The following is an 18,692-nucleotide window of genomic DNA, read 5'->3' on the forward strand; positions in this document are numbered from 1 at the left end:
GGCATGGCCAAGGTCCGTATCCGAAACGAGATACGTTTCATTCTCAATGGCAGGGATGTCGCGCTTTCGTCGGTGGCGCCAGACGCGACCCTGCTCGACTGGCTGCGCCTCGACCGTTCGCTGCGCGGCACCAAGGAAGGCTGCGCCGAGGGCGATTGCGGCGCCTGCACCGTGCTGGTCGGAAAGCTCTCGGCTGGTGGGCTGGTCTATGAAAGCGTAAACGCCTGCATCCGCTTCCTCGGCTCGCTGGACGGCACCCATGTCGTAACCGTCGAGCATTTGCGCGGCCCGCCGGGCCAGTTGCACCCGGTGCAGCAGGCGATGGTCGATTTCCATGGCTCGCAGTGCGGCTTCTGCACGCCGGGCTTCGTCATGTCGCTCTATGCCCTGTGGATGAAATCACCAGACCCGTCGAATGAAGCCATCGAAAAGGCGCTGCAAGGCAATCTGTGCCGCTGCACCGGCTACGAGGCGATCATGCGCGCGGCCCGCGCGATCTCCAGCTACGGCAAGGCGGCGAAGGACCCGCTGGCGGTCGAGCGCAGGGCAATCACGGCAAGGCTCGGGGCCATGCATGACGGCGCTCGGGTCGAGATCGGCGCCGGCAAGGACCGGCTCGTCGTGCCGGCCAACGTCGACGATTTCGCCGCCGTGCTGGACAAGGAACCCGGCGCCACCATCGTCGCCGGCTCGACCGATGTCGGCCTGTGGGTGACCAAGCACATGCGCGACATTTCGCCGGTGATCTTCATCGGCGATCTCGACGGGCTTTGCACCATCGCCGAAGACAACGGCGTCATCACCATTGGCGCCGGCGTCACCTACACCGAGGCGTTCTCGACCCTCGCCAAGCGCATCCCGGCGATGGGGCCGCTGTTCGATCGCATCGGTGGCGAACAGGTGCGCAACATGGGCACCATCGGCGGCAACATCGCCAACGGTTCGCCGATCGGCGATACGCCACCGCCCCTGATCGCGCTCGGCGCGCGCCTGACGCTGCGCAAGGGCAAGAAACGGCGGACGATCCCGCTGGAAACCTTCTTCATTGCCTATGGAAAGCAGGACCGGCAGTCTCGCGAATTCGTTGAGGCGGTACACGTTCTTGTCCCCCCCAAGGGCACGAAATTCGCCGTCCACAAGATCACCAAGCGCCGCGACGAGGACATCACTGCTGCCCTCGGCGCCTTCTTCCTGACCCTGGCCAAGGATGGCACGGTCGCGGATGTGCGCATCGCCTATGGCGGCATGGCGGCGATACCGAAGCGGGCGTCGGCTGTCGAAAAAGCGCTGCTCGGCAAGCCATGGACCGAACAGACGGTTGAGACTGCGATGGCGAAGTATGCGGATGATTTCACCCCGCTGACCGACATGCGGGCCTCGGCCGAGTATCGCGCCCTGGCGGCGCGCAATCTTTTGCTGCGCTTCTTCGCCGAGACCAGCGGCACCAGGGAGCCGATCCAGGTTTCAAGGCATGAGGCGGCATGATGAACAAGCACGCCACCCCCAATCTCAGGGCTGAAAAGATCACCGGCGGCGTCGCCACCGACCAGCGGCACGATTCTGGCCACAAGCATGTCAGCGGCACCGCTGTCTACATCGACGACATGCCGGAACCGGCCGGCACGCTGCATGGCTGCCTTGGGCTTTCGGCTGCCACCCATGCCACCATCACCAGCATGGACTTGTCGGCGGTGCGCGCCGCCCCAGGGGTCGTCGACGTGCTGACGGCCACGGATGTGCCGGGCGAAAACGACATTTCGCCGACAGGTCGCCATGACGAGCCGGTGCTGGCCGACGGCAAGGTTCAATTCTACGGCCAGCCGATCTTCTGCGTCATTGCCGAGACGCGCGAGCAGGCACGCCGCGCCACCAGGCTGGCTAAGGTCGAATACAAGGAATTGCCTTTCGTCACCGACATCGGCGAACTTGATCCCCGCAAGGACAGGCTGGTCACGCCGCCACTGACCCTGAAGCGTGGCGACGCCGCGGCAGCGATCAAGGCCGCGCCCCGCCGGCTCAAAGGCCAGATGCGCGTCGGCGGTCAGGAGCATTTCTATCTCGAAGGCCATATCGCCATGGCCGTGCCCGGCGAGGACCAGGACGTCACCATCTATTCCTCGACCCAGCATCCGAGCGAAGTCCAGCACATGGTCAGCCATGCGCTCGGCGTGCCGAGCAACGCCATCACGGTGGAAATCCGCCGCATGGGCGGCGGTTTCGGCGGCAAGGAAACGCAAGGCAACCAGTTTGCGGCATTGGCCGCCATCGCCGCGAAAAAGCACCATCGCGCCGTGAAAATTCGGCCCGACCGCGACGACGACATGATCGCCACCGGCAAGCGGCATGACTTCCTCGTCGACTACGAAGTCGGCTTCGATGACGACGGCAACATTCTCGGCGTCGATTTCATGTTCGCGGCGCGCTGTGGTTTCTCCTCGGACCTGTCAGGTCCGGTGACCGATCGCGCGCTGTTCCACTGCGACAACACCTATTTCTGGCCGGCGGTGCATGCGCAGTCGGCGCCTCTCTACACCAACACGGTGTCGAACACCGCCTTCCGTGGTTTCGGCGGTCCACAGGGCATGGTCGGCGCCGAGCGTGTCATCGACGAGGTTGCCTTTGCCGTCGGCAAGGATCCGCTCGAAATCCGCAAGAAGAATTTTTACGGCACCAGCGACCGCAATATCACGCCCTACCACCAGACGGTCGAGGACAACATCATCCAGCGCATCGTCGCCGAGCTGGAGCAAAGCGCCGGCTATGCCCGGCGGCGGCGCGAGATATCGGCCTTCAATGCCAACAGCCGTTTCATCAAGCGTGGCCTGGCGCTGACACCGGTCAAGTTCGGCATCTCGTTCACGGCCACGCACTACAACCAGGCCGGCGCGCTGGTGCATGTCTACACCGATGGTTCGGTGCATCTGAACCATGGCGGCACGGAAATGGGGCAGGGCCTCTACGTCAAGGTGGCGCAGGTGGTGGCGGAGGAGTTCCAGATCGATCTCGATCAGGTGAAGATCACCGCGACGACGACCGGCAAGGTGCCGAACACCTCGGCCACCGCAGCGTCATCCGGTTCCGACCTCAACGGCATGGCGGCGCAGAATGGCGCTCGCCAGATCAAGGATCGGTTGACCGATTTCGCCGCCGAAAAATATCAGGTGCCGCGCGACCAGGTGCTGTTCCTGCCCAATCGGGTGCGCATAGGCAACCAGGAGATCGCCTTCGCCGACCTCGTCAAACAGGCCTACATGGCCCGCATCCAGCTCTCGGCGGCGGGCTTTTACAAAACGCCAAAGATCCACTGGAACCGTGACAAGGGCCAGGGCCGCCCGTTCTACTACTTCGCTTATGGCGCTTCGTGCTCGGAAGTTTCGGTCGACACGCTGACCGGCGAGTACATGGTCGAGCGCACCGACATATTGCATGACACGGGCCGCTCGCTGAACCGCGCCATCGATATCGGTCAGATCGAAGGCGGCTTCATCCAGGGCATGGGCTGGCTGACGACCGAGGAACTGTGGTGGGACGGCAAGGGCCGGTTGCGCACGCACGCGCCGTCGACCTACAAAATTCCGCTGGCCTCGGACCGGCCGAAGATCTTCAACGTCACCCTGGCCGACTGGCCCGAAGCCAGCGAGCCGACGATCCACCGCTCCAAGGCGGTTGGCGAACCGCCGTTCCCGCTCGGCATGTCGGTTCTGCACGCGCTGTCGGACGCGGTGGCCAGCGTCGCCGACCACAGGATCTGCCCCCGCCTCGATGCGCCGGCAACGCCGGAACGCGTGCTGATGGCGATCGAGCGGCTGAAGAACGAGGTCAAAGCGGGCGCCTGAAACCGGCGAGACGTGCAATTCAGGCCGAAAAAGCCTACATTTCCCATTCGGGAACGCGAGAAATGAACTCGAAAGTGCAAAGCCTGAAAGCCTTTCTCAGTACCGCCGGTCGGGTCGCCCTGGTCGAAGTGGCGGGCACCAAAGGCTCGACGCCACGCGAGAAGGGCGCCTTCATGCTCGTCTCGCGGGCGGCGATCTTTGGCACGATCGGTGGCGGCCAGCTCGAGTATATGGCCATCGACAAGGCGCGGCAGATGCTTTTCTCCCCCTCAAGGGATGCCCGCATCGAGGTCGACGAGGTCTGCGCGACCTTGGATGTGCCGCTCGGCCCCGAGATCGGCCAATGCTGCGGCGGGCGCGTCGAAGTGGGGATCCGGCTCGTCGATACCGCGCTGGCAGCCGAGTTGGTCGCGGTGGCGGAGACCGAAGAGGCGCACTTGCCCCATGTCTATATCTTCGGCGGCGGCCATGTCGGCCAGGCGCTGGCCTCCGCGGCCGCCCTTCTCCCTGTGCACGCCGTCGTCATTGAGACGCGGGCCGAGGCGCTGGAAGGCATGCCGGAAACAGTCGAGACGCGGTTGACGCCGATGCCCGAAGCGATGGTGCGCGATGCTCCGGCCGGCACCGCTTTCGCCATCCTAACGCACGACCACGCGCTTGATTTCCTGATCGTCGCCGAAGCGCTGAAGCGCGACGATACCGCCTATGTCGGCATGATCGGCTCGAAGACCAAGAAAGCGACGTTCAAGAACTGGTTCCTGAAATCGGCGGATGGCAGCGAATCGGAATTTGCCCGCCTCATCTCGCCGATCGGCGGCGATGCCGTCAAGGACAAGCGCCCGCCCGTCATCGCCGCACTCGCGGCTGCCGAAATCATGACGGCGCTGGTCATTCACACCGCAGCGTCAAACGCCGGTCGTCAGGTCCAGTATGACAAGGCCATAGCCGGCTAAGCTCACGTCGCAGCTACATAGGCCGTTTCAAGCCCAGATGGTCGCGCAGTGTGCGGCCTTCATAATCCTTGCGGAAAAGCCCACGCCTCTGCAGTTCCGGCACGACCAGCGTGGCAAAGGCATCGAGTTCGCCGGGGAAATAGGAGGGCATGACGTTGAAGCCGTCGGCCGCACCGCCTTCGAACCGCGCCTGCAGCTCGTCGGCGACCTGGGCCGCCGTTCCGACGATGCGCCAATGGCCACGCGCACCGGCGAAATGCCGTGCCAACTGGCGGATGGAGAGGTTGTCCCGACGTGACTGCTCGATGACCAGTGCTTGCCGGCTCTGCATGCCTTCGCTGGGCGGTAGCTCGGGCAGTGGCCCATCGATCGGATAGCGCCACAGATCGGCGATGCTGAGGTAACTGGACAGCAGCGCAACGCCGACATCGTCGGGGATCAGCTCCTGCAATTCCTCGTATTTTTCCTGGGCCTGCGTCGTGGTTTCAGCCACCACGGGCGCGACGCCGGGCATGATCTTGATGTCGTCGGGCTCGCGCCCATAGGCCGCCAGGCGCCCCTTGAGATCGTCATAGAAGGCCTTCGCTTCTTCGAAAGTCTGTGCCGCGGTGAACACCACATCGGCGGTGCGGGCTGCAAGGTCGCGGCCGACGTCCGAGGCGCCGGCCTGAACCAGCACCGGTGCGCCCTGCGGCGAACGCGGCAAGTCGAGCGGATCCCGAACCGAAAAGCTCTGGCTATCATGACCGGAACCGGAAGCGCCGCCGGGCTTGCCGCGCCAAAGTCCGGTGACCACCTCGGCAAACTCACGCGCCCGCTGGTAGCGATCGGCATGCGGCCGCAAGCCCGTCGAGCCGAAATTGGCGGCCTCGATGGGACTGGCCGAGGTGACCAGGTTCCAGCCGCCCCGCCCGCCGCTCAAATGGTCGAGCGACAGAAAGGTCCGTGCCAGCCCGTAGGGCTCGTTGTAGCTCGTCGACGCGGTGGAGACGAGGCCGATACGGCTGGTCTGGACGGCCAGCGCCGACAGCAGGCTGATCGGCTCGAAGCCGATCGAGCGCGAGGTCTGGCTGGAGATGGCGACATTGGCTTCGCGCAGGCCGGCGGCATCCTCGCAGAAGACCATGTCGAACTTCGCGGCCTCCGCGGTGCGCGCCAGCTGGATGTAATGGTCAATGTCGATGCCGGCAGTCACATGTGCCTTGGGATGGCGCCAGGCGGCGATGTGATGGCCTGTCGCCCACAGGAAGGCGCCAAGTTTCATCTGGCGGGAAGCGGCAGTCATAGGTCACCTCCGCCGGCAAGTCCGAGATGCGAGCGCAAATTTGTCCCGCGATAGCTTTCTCGAAACAGGCCGCGCCGCCGCAGCGCCGGCAAAACCAGATCGACAAAACTGTCGAGTGCCGAAAGCTTCGTCGGCATCTGCATGTTGAACCCGTCGCAGCTTTTCGACCGGAACAGGTCTTCGAGCCTGTCGGCGGTGACGGCCGGCCTGTCATCAATGACCGGCGAGACATTCATCAGCACCTTCACGGCATCAGGGTCGCGCCCGCAGGCAGCAACGCGGAGCTTCAGATCGTCATGGCGTGTTTTCGCGCTCTCGATCGGTTCGTCGTCCAGCAGGACGACATCTGCGGTGCGTGCGGCAATGTCCATGTCTGATGCCGACAGGCCGGACAGCACCAATACCGGCCTGTCCTGTGGCGAGCGCGCGACGTTCAGCGGCCCGCGCACCGAAAAGAATTCGCCCTTGTGGTCGAGCAGGTGCATCTTTTCGGGATCGTGGAAGCGGCCGCCGATTTTGTCGAACTTGAGCGCGTCCTTGTCCCAGCCTTGCCACAAGCCCTGAACGATGCCGACATATTCCTCGCTGCGGCGGCGAAAATCGTCGCCGGAAAACCCCTCCGGCCGGCTGAAATTGGCCGCCTCGCGCGGCGCCTGCGCCATGGTCGCGTTCCAGCCGGCGCGGCCATGGCTGATGATGTCGAGCGACGCAAAACGGCGCGCCAGATTGTAGGGCTGGTGGGCAACAGTCGAGGCCGCCGCGACCAGCCCTATCCTGCTCGTTACCGTCGCCAGCGCGGCCACCAAGGTCGTCGCTTCGAAGGGCATCGTCGCGACATCGCTGCCGGAAGCCGGCGCGGAATCGGCGAAAATCACCAAGTCCACACCGGCCGCCTCGGCCCTTTGCACAAACCGCGCCAGAAGGCTGAAGTCCGGCTCTGCTGCTGGCGATGGCTCGGCGATTCCCGGAAGTGGCGAAACGGCAAGATGCATTGTGGCGCCGTTGTCCATCGATGGTCCCTGCAAGGCGAAATACCATCGGAACTATGTTCGTCACGTCCAGAGATGGCAACCGCTCGCGCTGGTCCAACGGCCGATCACTTGCCGGCCAGCTCTTACTCGCCAGCCAGCCTTCATTTACCAGCAAGAAGATCCTTGATCAGCCGCTGGCAGCGCTCGGCCATAAAGTCGAGCAGCAGCCGCACCTTGGGGTCCTGCAGCTTTTTGTGCGGATAGACGGCGGCGAACTGTACCGGCGTCGGCGGCGTGCTGCTCAGGATCACCTTCAGCCGTTGGTCGCGGATGAACGGCTCGACCTCGAAGCGCGGCTTGTTGATGATACCGCGCCCGGACAGCGCCCAGCCGGTCAGCACGTCGCCATCGTCGGTGTCATAAGGCCCGTGCACCTCGAATTTCTGCGGGCCGGCAGGGGTCTGCAACGTCCACACATATTCGCGCGCGCCGGAATAGCGCAGCATCAAGCAGTCGTGCTTCTTGCCGATCAGTTCCTGTGGCTCGATGGGTTCGCCGCGCGCCTCCAGATATTTCGGCGCTGCCACCAGCACCCGTTCGCATTCCATGATGCCGCGCATCCTGAGGCTGGAATCTTCGATGATGCCGAGCCGGAAGGCGACGTCGATGCCTTCCTTCATGATATCGACATTGTGGTCCGAGAGCCTCAGCCGCACTTCGATGTCGGGGTACTTGTCATGGAAATCGGGGATGCCGGAGGCCACCAGCCGGCGGCCGAGGCCGAGCGGTGCCGTGACGCGGATGGTGCCGCGCGGCTGGCCGGACAGCGCCGAGACCGCGGCTTCCGCTTCGGTGATCGCCTCCAGCACCTGCTTGGCGCCCGAATAGAAAACCGTGCCATGCTCGGTCGGCATCAATTGCCGTGTGGTGCGGTTGAACAGTCGCACGCCAAGGTGCTTCTCCAGTTCCTTGATGCGGTTGGATGCGACCGCCGGCGAAATGCGCATGTCGCGGCCTGCCGCCGACAGGTTGCCGAGTTCGACGACGCGAACGAAGACGGCGATGTTGTCGAGATAGGCCATGCGGTTTCGTGGCTCTCATGCGGCTGCGTTCAACAACCTAGTATTTTCCATTTTTTTTTGAAAGTCATCGCGCACCTCGCCTCTTTCCGTTTGCGCGCGACACCGTAAAGTCGCGTCATCGGCAGGGACGACTTCAATGATGGATTTCGCGATTTTCTGGGACTGGCTAAGCTTCGCCGTGCGCTGGCTGCATGTCATCACCGGCATCGCCTGGATCGGCTCGTCTTTCTACTTCGTCGCGCTCGATCTCGGCCTGCGTCAGCGCCCGGGCATGCCGGTCGGCGCCTTTGGCGAGGAATGGCAGGTGCATGGCGGCGGTTTCTACCACATCCAGAAATATCTGGTGGCGCCGGCCGAGATGCCCGAGCACCTGACCTGGTTCAAATGGGAATCCTACGCCACCTGGCTGTCCGGCTTCGCCATGCTGTGCGTTGTCTATTATGCCGGAGCCGATCTGTTCCTGATCGATCCCAACGTGCTGCCAATGTCGGTGCCTGTCAGCATCTTGCTGTCGCTGGCGACGATTGGCGTGGGCTGGGTGGTCTATGATCTGCTGTGCCGTTCGCCGCTGGGAAAGAGCGACACCGGCCTGATGCTGGTGCTCTACTGCGTGCTGGTGTTCATCGCCTGGGGGCTCACCCATCTGTTCACCGGCCGCGCCGCCTTCCTGCATCTTGGCGCCATCACCGCGACGATCATGTCGGCCAATGTCTTTATGGTCATCATCCCCAACCAAAAGATCGTCGTTGCCGACCTTATCGCCGGCCGCAAACCCGATCCGAAATACGGCAAGATCGCCAAGCAGCGCTCGCTGCACAACAACTACCTGACGCTGCCCGTGCTGTTCCTGATGCTGTCGAACCACTATCCGTTGGCGTTCGGCACGCAGTTCAACTGGGTCATCGCCTCGCTGGCGTTCATCATCGGCGTGCTGATCCGGCACTATTTCAACAGCGTCCATGCACGCAAGGGCAACCCGACCTGGACCTGGCTGGGAGCCGTTGTGCTGTTCATCATCATCATCTGGCTGTCGACCGCGCCGAAGGTGCTGACCGGCGAACCGAAAGAATCGGCGGCGGCGCAGGTCTATGTCGCCTCGGCGCATTTCCCGGCCGTGCGCGATACGGTGCTCGGCCGCTGCTCGATGTGCCACGCGGCGGAGCCGGTCTATGAGGGCGTCTACCACGCGCCAAAGGGGGTGATGCTCGACACCGACGCCGACATCGCCAACCATGCCCGCGAGATCTATCTGCAGGCCGGCCGCAGCCACGCCATGCCGCCGGCCAACGTCTCGCAGATCACCGACAAGGAACGAGCGCTGCTGGTGGCCTGGTTCGAAGGCGCAGGGAAATAGCATGACCTCGACACTTCTGCGCGGCCGCACGCTGTCCTTCGTGCGCTGGCCGCAAACCATCGATGACCATTCCGCCTGGCGCTACGAGGAGGACGGCGGCCTGCTGATCCGCGACGGCCGGATCGTCGCCGCCGGTGCCTATGCAGACGTCGAGAAACAGGCAGGAGAAGCAGCGAAAAAAATCGACCATCGGCCGCATCTGCTGCTGCCGGGTTTCATCGACGCGCATGTGCATTTCCCGCAGATGCAGATCATCGCCTCCTATGGCGCCGAACTGCTCGACTGGTTGAACACCTATACCTTCCCGGAAGAGACGAAATTCGCCAATGCGCAGCATGGCCGCCGCATCGCGCGGCTGTTCCTCGACGAGATGGTGCGCCACGGCACCACGACGGTGGCCGCCTACTGCTCGGTGCACAAGGCATCCGCCGAGGCCTTCTTTGCCGAATCGCATGACCGCAACATGCTCAACATCGCTGGCAAGGTGATGATGGACCGCAATGCGCCCGACGGCGTCCTCGACACGCCGCAATCCGGCTACGACGACAGCAAGGCCCTGATCGCGCAATGGCACGGCAAGGGCCGCCAGCACTATGCGATCACACCGCGCTTTGCCATCACCTCGTCACCGGACCAGATGGAGATGGCCGGCGCGCTGTGCCGGGAGTACCCCGACCTGCACATGCAGACGCATCTGTCGGAAAACCACGCCGAAATCGCCTTCACCCAGGAACTCTATCCGTGGTCACGCGACTACACCGACGTCTACGAGCATTACGGGCTGCTGGGGAAAAAGAGCCTGTTCGGTCATTGCATCCATCTGTCGGACCGTGAGGCGGATGCGCTGTCGGACAGCGGCTCGGTAGCGGTGTTCTGCCCGACCTCGAACCTGTTCCTCGGCTCCGGCCTGTTCGACTATCAGCGTTTTCGCCGCCGCGACAAGCCGGTCCGGATAGCCGCCGCCACCGATGTCGGCGGCGGCACCAACTATTCCATGCTGCGCACCATGGACGAAGGCTACAAGGTTATCGCGCTGAACGGCGAGAAGCTCAATCCCTTCCAGTCCTTCTGGCAGATGACGCGCGGCAATGCTGAGGCGCTGTCGGTGGCGGAAAAGATCGGCACGCTCGATGAAGGCAGCGACGCCGACATCGTCGTGCTCGATGCCAGGGCTACACCGGCGATGCGGCTCAGGATGGAAACGGTCGAGACGCTGGCGCAGGAATTGTTTCTCTTGCAGACGCTGGGCGACGATCGCACCGTGCGCGAGGTCTATGTCGCCGGGCGGGCTGCCAAATCCGACATGGCGATTTAGGCACGCTCCGATGTGTTTCCTTGCTTGACCCGGCGGCAGCCATCGGTCAAAGCGTGCGGCGAAGTTGACAGGGGAACGACATGGCCGTTGCCGAAGACATCGCTCTGATCAAGAGACAAGAAGACGTTCTTGTCTTTCCCGCCTTCGATGAGGCCGTGGCCTTCAAGATCGGCTCGGCCATCCGTGATCGAGCCTTGGCCGAGAACCTGCCTGTTATCGTCGACATCAGGACTTTCGACCGGCCGCTGTTCTATGCCGCGATGCCCGGTTCGAACGCCTCCAATCCCGACTGGGCGCGGCGCAAGATCAATGTCGTCAAGCGATTCTTGAAAAGCACCTACCGCATGGTGCTGGAACAGCAGCGCCCCGATCGCACCTTCAAGATCGGCGAAGCGCTGGATATTGCTGATTATGTGCTGGCCGGCGGGGGTTTCCCGGTCGCGGTCAAGGGCGCCGGCGTCATTGGCGTGATCGCCGTCTCCGGCCTGCCGGAACGCCAGGATCATGGTGTCGTGGTCGAGGCGCTGTGCAACCATTTGGGCATCAATGGGCGCGAACTCGCGCTGCCGCCGGAAGAAAAATGAACGATCCGAAGACCTTCCTGACCTCCATCTTCGACGCCGCCGTCGCTGCAGCCGATCCGGAGCGAACCATCCGGGATCATTTACCGGCAAAGCCCAAGGGCCGCACCATCGTCATTGGCGCCGGAAAAGGCTCGGCGCAAATGGCGGCGGCCTTCGAGAAGGTCTGGGACGGGCCGATCGAGGGGCTGGTCGTCACCCGCTACGGTTATGCCGCGACATGCGAGCGCATCGAGATCATCGAGGCGGCGCATCCGGTGCCGGACGCCGCAGGCCTTGAAGCCTCGCAACGCCTGCTCGCCAAGGTCCAGGGACTGACAGAGGACGATCTGGTCGTGGCGCTGATTTCCGGCGGTGGTTCGGCGCTCTTGCCATCGCCTGCCGGCAGCCTGACGCTGGCCGACGAGATTGCCGTCAATGAGGCGCTGCTCGCGTCCGGTGCGCCGATCGCGGCGATGAACACCATCCGTAAACATCTTTCCACCATCAAGGGCGGCCGGCTGGCTGCCGCCGCCTGGCCGGCCATGGTGGTGTCCCTGGTCGTTTCCGACATTCCCGGCGACAATCCTGCCTTGGTCGCCTCCGGTCCGACCGTCCCGGATACTGGCAGCCGTCAAGACGCGCTGGCGTCGATCGCAGCCCATGGGATGAAACTGCCGGCAGCGGTGATGGCGCATATCAACACGCCTGCCGCCGATGCACCAAACCCCGATGATCCGCGCTTTTCACGCAACGAGGTACATCTGATCGCCTCGGCCGGGGTCTCGCTCGAAGCAGCCGCGGCTGAAGCGAAACGGCAAGGCGTCGAAGCCGTCATCCTTTCCGATGCCATCGAGGGCGAGGCGCGTGAGGTCGGCGGCGTCCATGCGGCCATTGCGCGCGAAGTGGCAACGCGCAACCGGCCATTCCCTAGGCCGGTGCTGATCCTGTCCGGCGGCGAAACCACGGTGACGCTCCGCGCCCCCATTGATGGCATAAGGGGCAAGGGCGGCCGCAACTCGGAATTCCTGCTCGCCTTCGCCATCGGCATCAACGGCGTCGAAGGCATCCATGCGCTGGCCGCCGACACCGACGGCATCGACGGTTCGGAAGACAATGCCGGCGCCTTCGCCGATGGTTCGACGGTTTCGCGCATGAGGGCGGCGGGCGTCGACGCCAAGACGATGCTTGCGGGCAACAATGCCTGGACGGCCTTCAATGCCGTCGCCGATCTTTTCGTGCCCGGCCCGACCGGCACGAATGTCAACGATCTCAGGGCGATCCTGGTCCGCTGAACCTGTCGGCAATTTGGCTCACACCTCGTGCAGGTAGAGATGATAATCCAGTTCGCTCACCGTGCGTGCCACGCGCAGGTACTCGGATTGCTTGATCGCCACGAAGGTGCGGTGCAGGTCTTCGCCGAGCGCGCCTTTCAGGAAGCTGGATGCTCGCGCGGCCTCGATCGCGGCACGCCAGTCGACCGGCATCGTTGTGCGCGTTATCGCTGCCTCATAGCCGTTGCCGGTGGTCTCAGGGCCGGGATCGAGACCTTCGTCGAGGCCTTTGATGATGGCGGCGAGCACGGTCGCGGCGATCAGATAGGGATTGGCGTCGACGCCCGACGGCCGGTGCTCGATGCGCCGGTTCTTTGCGTCGCCGGCCGGCACGCGCAGCGCCACCGAGCGGTTGTTGACGCCCCAGGTCGGCGCCACCGGCGCATAGGATTGCGAGACGAAGCGCCGCCAGGAATTGGCGTGCGGCGCAAACACCAGCATCGATTCGGCCATCGTCTGGATCAGGCCGCCGAGCCCCTGCAGCAGTGGCAGCGACCAGCTCTCGCCACCGGCTTCGGCAAAGACGTTTCGGCCCGCTCTGTCCTGCAGCGAGACATGGAAATGCATGCCCGAGCCGGCATATTTCTCGATCGGCTTGGCCATGAAACAAGCGGTGACGCCGTGTCGCCGCGCCTGTGCCCGCACCAGCCGCTTCAGCATGACCAGGTCGTCGGCCGCCCGCATCACGTCCTTGCGGTAGTTCAGCGTCAATTCGTATTGGCCAGGGGCATATTCGGAAATCACCGTCTCGGCCGGAATGCCTTGTGCCTTGGCAGCCGCGTAGATGTCGGAGAACAGCGGCTCCATGCCATGCAGGTGATCGACGGAATAGACTTCCGTCTTGCCCGAGATGCGGCCGTCGAGCACGGCGCGCGCCGGCTGCACCTTGCCGTCGGCATCGCGCTCGTTGGCCAGGAGAAAAAATTCCAGCTCGAAGGCGCCGGCGGGATAAAGACCCTTGGCGGCCAGGATCTCCACTTGCCGTGCCAGCGCCAGGCGAGGATCCGACGACATCGGCTGGCCGTCGAGGTGATACATCTCCATCAGCAGCTGGCCGCGCGGCGGGTTTGTGCCGTAGAGCGGCACCAGCGTGCCGGGGATAGGCCAGGCCCTGAGGTCGCCGTCACCGGTCGTCCAGATCAGCCCGGTTTCGTGCACATCCTCGCCGGTGATATCGAGGCCGAGGATCGAGATCGGCATGTGCCGGCCGCCCTGGAAGATACTTTTCAGCTCATGCCGGCGCACGATCTTGCCGCGGCCGACGCCATTGGCGTCCGTCAGCACGATATCGAAGGCCTCGATCTCGGGATGGGCCTCGAGGAAGGCTTGCGCCTCGGTGGGCGTCGAGCCCGAAGGTGAGGTCATGATCTGTCCGGCTTTTCTTGGCGCGCCCATTTGTTAGCCGCTTGTCTCACGCCGCAAGCTTTGCCGCAACCGCGCCGAAGGCGGCGATCAGCCGGTTGACCTGGGCACCGGAGGTCGCCGGCGAGATCAGCATCATGTTGTGGAAGGGCGCGATGAGCACGCCGCGATTGACCAGCGCGATATGGATGGCCGCTTCCAGCTCCGGCGCATGCGCCATCTCGGCCTCGGCCCCATTCCGCAGCGGGCCAGGCGCGCAGATGAACTCGACACGGGCGCCGACGCGGGCAACATGCCAGGGCAAGCGGTAGCGGTCGATCACGCCGGTCAGCCCGGCGTCGAGCCGCCGCGCCAGGTGATCCATGCGGGCATAATTCTCTTCGGTCATCACCTCTTCGAGCGTGGCGCGCATCGCCGCAAACTGCAGCGGATTGGCCGAGAGCGTCGTGCCCATGCCGGAATAGCCCGGCTCCTTCTCCCTATTGTAGGCGGCATAGCGAGAGGCGACACCATCGCTCATGCCCCAAACACTGGCCGGCACACCGCCCGCGATCGGCTTGCCCAGCACGAAGAAGTCCGGGTCCAGCCCGTATTTCCTGGTGTAACCGCCTAGGCCGGTCGAGATCGTATGCGTCTCGTCGATCAGTAGCAGCGTACCGGATTCGCGCGTCAACCTACGCAACGCGTCATGGAAGCCCGGGTCGGCCAGCACCATGCAGGAATTGGTCAGCACCGGCTCGGCGATGACGCAGGCGACATCCTTATCCCTAAGCGCGGCCTCCAGTGCGGCAACATCATTGAACTCGATCACCTTCGCCGTGCGGGTCAGGTCGCGGAATTCGCCCGCCAGGCCCGGCCGGTTGACCGGAACACCATCCACCAGCCGCACCATCGTTTCGTCGACCGAGCCGTGATAGCAGCCGTTGAAGACCAGGATCTTTTCGCGCCCGGTGAGGGCGCGGGCGACCCGCAGCGCAAAGCGGTTGGCGTCGGTCGCCGTCGTCGCGATCTGCCAGAACGGCAGGCCGAAATGCTGCTGCAGCAGCGGGCCGATGGCGAGTGCGTCTTCGGAGGGCAGCATGTAGGTCAGGCCACGTCCGGCCTGGCGGCGGATCGCGCGCGCCACCGGCGGCGGCGAATGGCCGAACATCGAGCCGGTGTCGCCCAGACAGAAATCGTCGAGCCTGATACCGTCGATATCGGTGAGGATGGCCCCCCTGGCGCTTTCGACCAGGATGGGAAACGGCGTCGGCCAGTCGTTCATCCAGTGCATCGGCACTCCGCCGAAGAAGCCTGGCAGGCCATTGCCGACCTTCGCTTGCGATTTCGGCCGCGCCTTGCGGAAGGCTGCCGCCTCGATCTCGCGCAGATCGGCAATACGATCGCGATCGATGCCGCCGATGGACGTCCTTGAACTGTCGCTATGCATGAAAACCCCTCTGATCGTCCCTCTTAGCCAATCCACGTCCGCGACCGCAATCGGCCGGGCGTCCGTCCTGCATTGGCTCAGCCGCTGGTGGCAGCGCTTGACGCTGCTGGCGAAACCAGGGCCAATGAGGGGGGCAATTTGGGGTGCGGGGGGAAAAATGCGGACGATCATCTGCGCGGCGGGGTTGTTTTTGTCGGCCAAAATGGCCTGCGCCTCCGGTGGCATCTGGTGCGACGTCGACGATGCGGCGGTGGCATTCGAGGTCGGCGCCGGCGTCACCAGAGGCATGGGCGGCCCGACCTTCAACTTTCGCGGCGACCTCGAAATCAAGGCAAGGCCCGCTGACGACCAACTGCGCAAGACCGTGTTCGAGGATTCCAACCTCACCCAGTACTGGCTCGACGACAAGGAGCTGCGCCTGAACATCTATCATGAGCACGAGGTGGCCAAGACCTTCAGTTCCGTCGAACTGACGATCCTGACCAAGGCCAGCGATGAAGGTGTCTATGACGGGCAGTATACGCTTGCCGTCTATGACAGCACCGCCGACAAGGACGGCGATGGCAAGACAGCCGATCTGACCGGCAAGGTTTCCTGCGGCGCCGAATAAATCCCAGACCAGGGTGTGTTGAGATTCAGGTCAGGCCGAGCCGAAAATGATGGCTTCGAGAACCGGAGCGGAGCGGACATTCGGGTCCGTGAGCACCGGAAGCGCAGAGAGCCCTCTTTTGCAGGCCGGCCTCACCTGAATCTCAGCACACCTTACGCCGTGATGTCGATGACGCCGCAGTCGCCGGCCGCGCTGCCGAAGGCGACGCGGCGCTCTTCCTTGTCCCACATCATCGAGGTGATGGCGCCGTTGCCCGGTCGCCGCAACAGCACTTCCTTGGCGTCCGAGAAGCGCACCGCCATCACCATGCCGTCATCATAGCCGACGGCGACGACATCCTGGCTCGGGTGGCAGGCGACCGCCGTCACCATAGCGTTGCCGCGTGTGCCGAGTTCCAGCGGCGCTTTGCCCATGGGGCCGTCCTTGCCCGAAAACGGCCAGACGATCGCCGCCGGCGCACCGGAGCTCGCCAGCCACTTGCCTTTTGCGCTCCATGACAGGCTTTTGACCTTGCCGGGATAGCCGGTCATGCGCATGTGCTTGCCGTCGGCAAGCTTCCAGCCGTGCAGGGCGTTCTCCTGCATCGTGGTGACAAGGAACGCACCATCGGGCGAGAAGGTGATGGCGGTATGGGCGCCGGCCCATTCGAGCTCCGCCGGCTTGCCTTCGGTGGCCGGGAAATGCAGCGTCGCGCCATTGTAGCGGGCAACGCCGAAGCGCATACCCTTGGGTGAGAACGCCAGCCCCTCGACCGAACGCGGATGGGCAAATTCTCGGGTCTTGCCGTCGGCGAAGCGCACGAAGGCGGTCTTGCCCGTCGCATAGGCGATGGCACCCTGCGGTCCGGCGGCGACGCTGGTGATCCATTTTTTCCCGGCGCTCGCCAGTTCCTGGACGTTGCCGCCTGCGGTGACAGAAAAAATCTTGCCGTCCTCGCCGCCGGTGATCAGCCGGTCATTGGCCGCATCGTGGAAGGCGGCGAGCAGCCCGTCATTGGCTTGAATTGTCTTGTGGCCATGGTCGAGCCGATGGACGGCACCATCAGCCAGCGCGAAATGCGGCACGTCGCCGAGGAAGACGGCGGCGACGCAATGGCCTTCGAGATCAAGCGGGGCGACGGTTGGCATGGGAGACTATTCCATTCGAGATTTCTGCTTGCGACTCTTACCGTTGCCTAGGGCTCTGCAGTTGCGGTCAGGTGCGCCTTCTTCCTTCTCCCCTTGTGGGAGAAGGTGGATTGGCGCGCAGCGCCAAGACGGTTGAGGGGTGCTGGACGGATTGCGGTTTGCCGAGCTGGAACACCCCTCATCCGACCGAGCTTCGCTCGGCCACCTTCTCCCACAAGGGGAGAAGGAAGGCCAGCGCTAGCGCCATAAACTGATTGGGAAATCAGGCAGCCTGGCAGGCGTCAAAACTCTTCTTCAACCGCTCGGCGTCGAGTTCGCGGCCGATGAACACCAGCCGGCTCTCATGCTTCTCGCCGTCCTTCCAGGCGCGCTGGTGGTCACCCTCGATGATCATGTGCACGCCCTGGATGACGTAGCGCTCGTCATCACCCTTGAGCGCGATGATGCCCTTCAGGCGCAGGATGTTGGGGCCTTCCATCTGGGTGATCTTCTCGATCCACGGGAAGAACTTTTTCGGGTCCATCTCGCCGCCGCGCAGCGACACCGACTGCACCGTCACGTCATGGATGTCGGAAGGATGCGCGTGATGGTGGTGCCCGTCATGATCATGGTGATCGTGGCCGTCATGGTCATGATGGTCGTGATCGTGATCGTCATGCGCCTTGAGGAAATGCGGATCGTTTTCCAACGCCCTTGAAAGGTCGAAGGCGCCGCGGTCGAGCACTTCCGAGAGGGCGACGCCGGCTCGTGTCGTGCGATGGATCTTCGCCGCCGGATTGATGGCACGGATGGTCGCTTCGACCTTGGCGAGCTCTTCGGGGGTGACGAGGTCGGTCTTGTTGAGCACGACGACGTCGGCGAAGGCGATCTGGTCCTCGGCTTCCCTGGAATCCTTGAGCCGCAGCGGCAGATGCTTGGCATCGACCAGCGCCACCACCGCGTCGAGCCTTGTCTTGGAGCGCACGTCGTCGTCCATGAAGAAGGTCTGCGCCACCGGCACCGGATCGGCAAGGCCGGTGGTCTCGACCACGATAGCGTCGAAACGGCCGGGCCGGCGCATAAGTCCTTCGACGACGCGGATCAGGTCGCCGCGCACCGTGCAGCAGACGCAGCCATTGTTCATCTCGTAGATCTCCTCGTCGGATTCCACGATCAGTTCGTTGTCGATGCCGATTTCGCCGAACTCGTTGACGATGACGGCGTAACGCTTGCCGTGGTTTTCCGACAGGATGCGGTTGAGCAGCGTCGTCTTGCCGGCGCCGAGATAGCCGGTGAGAACGGTTACGGGGATCTGCGTCTGTGCGTCGCTCATGACTTGCCTCGAAAAATCTGGGCCTTGAAAAAGCCTGGAAAAGGGATTGTTGGCTCCATATAGGACGTGTGCCGGGCTTTTGCACGAGGCAAACCGATGGGCCAAACCGGCATGCCGGCATTGCCGAATTTTACTGGCGGAAGCCGCCGTCACAGCCTAGAT

Annotated in this window: 15 protein-coding genes; 8 read left to right on the plus strand and 7 right to left on the minus strand. The window is 63.8% G+C overall.

The window, feature by feature from the left end; translation table 11 throughout:
- Positions 1-3 precede the first annotated feature (3 nt).
- The 3 genes from xdhA to xdhC all read left to right on the plus strand — a co-directional run bounded on the left by xdhA (position 4) and on the right by xdhC (position 4,789).
- Complete coding sequence (gene xdhA / locus HNQ71_RS14270) at positions 4-1,485, plus strand: xanthine dehydrogenase small subunit (RefSeq protein WP_184873163.1); 1,482 nt, start codon at positions 4-6, stop codon at positions 1,483-1,485.
- A complete protein-coding gene (gene xdhB / locus HNQ71_RS14275) occupies positions 1,485-3,836 on the plus strand; it encodes a xanthine dehydrogenase molybdopterin binding subunit (protein ID WP_184873353.1) in 2,352 nt (783 codons plus the stop codon). The genes xdhA and xdhB overlap by 1 nt, the downstream gene beginning before the upstream one ends.
- A gap of 62 nt (positions 3,837-3,898) precedes the next feature.
- Entirely contained in the window at positions 3,899-4,789 is an 891-nt protein-coding gene (xdhC, locus tag HNQ71_RS14280) for a xanthine dehydrogenase accessory protein XdhC (RefSeq protein ID WP_184873164.1), read from the plus strand.
- Between the two features lie 13 nt (positions 4,790-4,802).
- Here the strand turns inward: xdhC and HNQ71_RS14285 are convergent, their stop codons facing one another.
- The 3 genes from HNQ71_RS14285 to HNQ71_RS14295 all read right to left on the minus strand — a co-directional run bounded on the left by HNQ71_RS14285 (position 4,803) and on the right by HNQ71_RS14295 (position 8,127).
- Complete coding sequence (locus HNQ71_RS14285) at positions 4,803-6,074, minus strand: LLM class flavin-dependent oxidoreductase (protein WP_184873165.1); 1,272 nt, start codon at positions 6,072-6,074, stop codon at positions 4,803-4,805.
- Positions 6,071-7,084 carry an LLM class flavin-dependent oxidoreductase gene (locus HNQ71_RS14290; protein ID WP_425492203.1) on the minus strand — a complete coding sequence of 338 codons (1,014 nt, stop codon included), beginning with the start codon at positions 7,082-7,084 and terminating at the stop codon, positions 6,071-6,073. The genes HNQ71_RS14285 and HNQ71_RS14290 overlap by 4 nt, the downstream gene beginning before the upstream one ends.
- 122 nt (positions 7,085-7,206) lie before the next feature.
- The gene (locus HNQ71_RS14295) at positions 7,207-8,127 is read right to left on the minus strand and encodes a LysR family transcriptional regulator (protein WP_184873166.1); all 921 of its coding nucleotides are present in this window, start codon (positions 8,125-8,127) and stop codon (positions 7,207-7,209) included.
- Between the two features lie 136 nt (positions 8,128-8,263).
- On the opposite strand from HNQ71_RS14295, the gene HNQ71_RS14300 reads away from it, so the two are divergent.
- The 4 genes from HNQ71_RS14300 to HNQ71_RS14315 all read left to right on the plus strand — a co-directional run bounded on the left by HNQ71_RS14300 (position 8,264) and on the right by HNQ71_RS14315 (position 12,651).
- On the plus strand, positions 8,264-9,481 hold the full coding sequence (locus HNQ71_RS14300; RefSeq protein ID WP_184873167.1) for a urate hydroxylase PuuD: 1,218 nt from the start codon (positions 8,264-8,266) through the stop codon (positions 9,479-9,481).
- A gap of 1 nt (position 9,482) precedes the next feature.
- The gene (gene guaD, locus HNQ71_RS14305) at positions 9,483-10,796 is read left to right on the plus strand and encodes a guanine deaminase (RefSeq protein WP_184873168.1); all 1,314 of its coding nucleotides are present in this window, start codon (positions 9,483-9,485) and stop codon (positions 10,794-10,796) included.
- A gap of 80 nt (positions 10,797-10,876) precedes the next feature.
- Positions 10,877-11,380: a heme-degrading domain-containing protein gene (locus HNQ71_RS14310; protein ID WP_184873169.1), complete on the plus strand. Its 504-nt coding sequence runs from the start codon at positions 10,877-10,879 to the stop codon at positions 11,378-11,380.
- The gene (locus HNQ71_RS14315) at positions 11,377-12,651 is read left to right on the plus strand and encodes a glycerate kinase type-2 family protein (protein ID WP_184873170.1); all 1,275 of its coding nucleotides are present in this window, start codon (positions 11,377-11,379) and stop codon (positions 12,649-12,651) included. The genes HNQ71_RS14310 and HNQ71_RS14315 overlap by 4 nt, the downstream gene beginning before the upstream one ends.
- Positions 12,652-12,669: 18 nt before the next feature.
- On the opposite strand, the gene HNQ71_RS14320 is transcribed toward HNQ71_RS14315, so the two are convergent.
- Positions 12,670-14,055 (minus strand): glutamine synthetase family protein, encoded by a 1,386-nt coding sequence (locus HNQ71_RS14320; protein ID WP_184873171.1) that lies wholly within the window; start codon positions 14,053-14,055, stop codon positions 12,670-12,672.
- A gap of 46 nt (positions 14,056-14,101) precedes the next feature.
- Positions 14,102-15,481: an aspartate aminotransferase family protein gene (locus HNQ71_RS14325; RefSeq protein ID WP_184873172.1), complete on the minus strand. Its 1,380-nt coding sequence runs from the start codon at positions 15,479-15,481 to the stop codon at positions 14,102-14,104.
- Between the two features lie 157 nt (positions 15,482-15,638).
- Between HNQ71_RS14325 and HNQ71_RS14330 the strand changes: the two genes are divergently transcribed.
- On the plus strand, positions 15,639-16,091 hold the full coding sequence (locus HNQ71_RS14330; RefSeq protein WP_184873173.1) for a hypothetical protein: 453 nt from the start codon (positions 15,639-15,641) through the stop codon (positions 16,089-16,091).
- 152 nt (positions 16,092-16,243) lie between these two features.
- On the opposite strand, the gene HNQ71_RS14335 is transcribed toward HNQ71_RS14330, so the two are convergent.
- Positions 16,244-17,218: a WD40 repeat domain-containing protein gene (locus HNQ71_RS14335; protein ID WP_184873174.1), complete on the minus strand. Its 975-nt coding sequence runs from the start codon at positions 17,216-17,218 to the stop codon at positions 16,244-16,246.
- Between the two features lie 262 nt (positions 17,219-17,480).
- Positions 17,481-18,530 (minus strand): CobW family GTP-binding protein, encoded by a 1,050-nt coding sequence (locus HNQ71_RS14340; RefSeq protein ID WP_184873175.1) that lies wholly within the window; start codon positions 18,528-18,530, stop codon positions 17,481-17,483.
- Positions 18,531-18,692: the final 162 nt, after the last annotated feature.

This window comes from Mesorhizobium sangaii, assembly GCF_014207355.1.
Classification (GTDB): domain Bacteria; phylum Pseudomonadota; class Alphaproteobacteria; order Rhizobiales; family Rhizobiaceae; genus Mesorhizobium; species Mesorhizobium sangaii.